The sequence below is a fragment of the Streptomyces sp. NPDC056373 genome (assembly GCF_042262425.1).
GTDB lineage: Bacteria > Actinomycetota > Actinomycetes > Streptomycetales > Streptomycetaceae > Streptomyces.
Genome location: NZ_JBHJPX010000003.1, coordinates 513,553 through 516,728, shown reverse-complemented (window position 1 = coordinate 516,728; position 3,176 = coordinate 513,553). Strand labels below are relative to the sequence as shown.

Annotated in this window: 2 protein-coding genes; one reads left to right on the top strand and one right to left on the bottom strand. The window is 71.8% G+C overall.

Features of this window, described 5'->3' with window-relative positions:
- Positions 1-66 precede the first annotated feature (66 nt).
- Positions 67-2,118: a protein kinase gene (locus tag ACFCXS_RS09120; protein WP_376642403.1), complete on the bottom strand. Its 2,052-nt coding sequence runs from the start codon at positions 2,116-2,118 to the stop codon at positions 67-69.
- Positions 2,119-2,314: 196 nt separating this feature from the next.
- On the opposite strand from ACFCXS_RS09120, the gene ACFCXS_RS09115 reads away from it, so the two are divergent.
- Positions 2,315-3,040: an LPXTG cell wall anchor domain-containing protein gene (locus ACFCXS_RS09115; RefSeq protein WP_376642402.1), complete on the top strand. Its 726-nt coding sequence runs from the start codon at positions 2,315-2,317 to the stop codon at positions 3,038-3,040.
- The last annotated feature ends 136 nt before the right edge of the window (positions 3,041-3,176 follow it).

The following is a 3,176-nucleotide window of genomic DNA, read 5'->3' as shown; positions in this document are numbered from 1 at the left end:
GGTGCGGCCCCGGGGGTGCTCCCCTCCCCCCCCCCCCCGGGCCCCTCTCGTTCGCCCGCGACCGGCCTACAGCACCGTGAAACCGTCCCTGACCTTCTCGTAGGTGGCGAGCGCCTCCGGCTCGATCTCCTCCTGGTACCAGGTGTTGACCTGGTACGACTTGCCGGTCACGTCGAAGCCGAGCAGACGGGCGTGCCAGTGGACGCCCTTCAGTGTGAACGTGTACTCCCAGACCACCGCCGGGTGGCCGCGGAACGTCGTCTCCTCCAGGCGGATCTTGCGGTAGTCCTGGCCCTGGTGGGCGTTGCGCTCCGAGGTCTGCCAGGTCTCCAGGAGGTCGCCGCGGGCCAGGGAGGACTTGCCGACCAGCTCCTGGGAGCCGTCCGGGGAGGTGTAGTGCACCTCCGCGCCCGTCTTCACGTCCCGCCGCCAGCCGTCGGGTGTCGCCCAGGCGAATCCACCGGCCTCCCGGTGGGTGCCGGGCGGAAGAGTCTGCGGCCTGGTCGTGCCCTCGACGGTGGGTGCGGGGCTGGTGGTCCTGGTGGTCTCCCCGGTGGCGGCTCCAGTGGCACCGCCGGGGCCGCCACGGGAGTCGCCGGTGGTGGCCGGTGCGGACGCCGAGGAACCCGCGCGGGGCGTCTCGTCGCCGTCGCCGGGTGAGCCGGATGACGTCGCCAGCAGGATCGCCGCGACGGTGCCGGCGGTGGCGAGGGTGACCGCCACGGCGGTGAGCGCCGTACGGCGTCGGTGACCGGGGTGCGGGTGGGGGCGGGGGGCCGCCGGGACGACCGGGCCGGGGAGTTCGCCCGGCGGCATCGCCGGCGGGGTGGGGTGGGGGCGGGACTCGGTCTCCGCCTGTGCGCGGGTGAGGGAGACGGGGGTCCGGGAGTTCGCGGACGTCTTCGTGGGTGCGGTGTGTGGGTGCTGGTGCGGCTCCCGGACGGGGGCGGGGCTGCGGGGGTCCCGGGGCGCTGGGAGGTACGCCGGGGTGGGAGATTCGGGCGCCGGTGCGGGGAGGGGTGTCCGCGGCTGCGGCTCCGGGGCTGCTTCTCGTCCACCGAGGGTGGCCGGCAGGTCAGGGTCGGGCTGCGGACGGGGCGCGGACACCGGACCGGGCGCGGACACCGGACCGGGCGCGGACACCGGACCGGGCGCGGACACCGGACCGGGCTCGGACACCGGACCGGGCTCGGGCACCGGACGGGGCTCGGGCGGGAACGCCAGCGGTTCCAGTGCTGCCTGCAGAGCCTCCAGGTCCGGGCGGACCGACGGCTCCTTGGCCAGCAAGGTCGTCAGGATGTCCCGCAACGGGCCTGACGTGGCGGGGAGTTCCGGCTCCTCGTACAGGACCGCGTGCAGGGTCGCCAGTGTGGTGTCGCGGGAGAACGGGGAGCGGCCGCCCAGGGCCGCGCAGAGGGTCGCTCCGAGGGACCAGACGTCGGACGGTGGGCCCTGAGGGCGACCGGAGATGCGCTCGGGGGCCATGTAGTCGGGCGAGCCGACCAGCATGCCGACCATGGTGAGCGCCTTCGCGTCCTGGATCGCCGCGATGCCGAAGTCCGTGAGGACGACGCGCCGTCCTGGGCCGGAACCGTTGCCGCCGCCTCCGGATCCGATGCCGCTGCCGCCTCCGGATCCGTTGCCGCTGCCCCGTCCGGATCCGTTGCCGCGTCCGGATCCGGCCACGCCGTCCGCGTGCTCCACGAGTACGTTTCCGGGCTTGATGTCGCGGTGCAGTACGCCCCGCTCGTGCACCTGCCGCAGCGCCGCGACCAGACCGAGTCCGATGCGGGCCGTCTCGCCGGGGCTCAGCGGGCCCGTCTCCGCGAGGATCCGTTCCAGGGAGCGGCCGGCCACCAACTCCATGACGATCCAGAGGCGTTCGCCCTCGTCGACCACGTCGTAGACCCGTACGACGTTGGGGTGGTCGATCCGGGCCGTCGCCCTGGCCTCGCGCAGGGTGCGTTCACGGCGGGTCCTGCTGTCCTCCGCGTCGAGTCCGTCGATCCGCATTTCCTTGACGGCGACCAACCGGTCGAGTATTTCGTCGACGGCTCGCCACACCCGCCCCATTCCCCCCTGGCCGATACTCTCGACCAACCGATAGCGCCCCGCCACCAATACCCCTGGGACACCACCGCTGTTCGTATTCCCCGGCAATTCGCTGCACCCCCTCCACGATGCCGTGACCGTCTCCAGTGAAACACAACGGTCACACTTCGTGCCGTACCAGGATAGTGCGGGGAAATCTTGTGGTACCTCTTTCAGTGCTGCGAATTCAGGCGCAGTCCAGGGGGACGCAAGGGGGACGAACATGAGTTCTCGTCATACGGCAGCGGTCGTCGGATCGCTGGTCATGGCATCTTTCTCGGCGGTGATGATCCTTTCCGGCACGGCAGGCGCGGAGGACGAAGGGCCCGCAAGCAGCAAGGGGGGAAAGGTGGTTGACGCCGCCCCGGCAGGGGTGAAGCCGACCACGGCACTGCCCGGGAAGATCTCGGTCGACAACGGTTCGAAAAAGACGGCGATTACCGCCACGGTGAAGAACGAGGGGAGCAAGGACAGCGGGAAGATCAGGCTGTTGGTCGTCGGTTTCGACGGGCTTGTCGTCAAGAACGTCGAGGGGTGTTCGGCGATACCCGAGAAGGGACTTCCGGAAGGTTCGAACAGCGGATTCGCATGCCCGATCGACAATCTCCCGGCCGGCAAGTCGAAGTCGTACGCCGTCGCCGCGACGTTCGACCTCGGCAAGACCGGGAAGATCTGTCTGCCCGTGCAGACGAGCGACGGGAAGAAGACGTTCTGGCAGCAGGGCCCGGTGCCGTTCGGCACGAGCAACCCGTCGCCGGACGCCCCCGCAACGCCGCTGCTGCTCGGCACGGACAACGAACCGGCGGGCCCGGGCGACAAGGAACTGCCGAAGACCGGCCCGGCCCGTGACCTGCTCCCGCTGGGCGCGGCGGGTGCGTCCCTGGTCGCCGCGGGCGTGGCCGGAATGTGGTGGTCGCGACGGCGGCGTCCGGGGGCCCAGGAGGGCTGAATCGGCCGCCGGCCGCGTCGGCGTGTACACGGAGAGGCCCGCCGGGGGGGGGGGGGCCCCCCCCGGCCGCGCCGGGGGGCACCGGGGGTGAAAGGAATGTGTGGAAAATAACCGGCGGGGGGCCGGCACCCCAAGC

Bases quoted from the DNA above. Each gene is read 5' to 3' on its own strand.
- ACFCXS_RS09115 (WP_376642402.1), top strand. From the start codon at position 2,315: ATGAGTTCTCGTCATACGGCAGCGGTCGTCGGATCGCTGGTCATGGCA.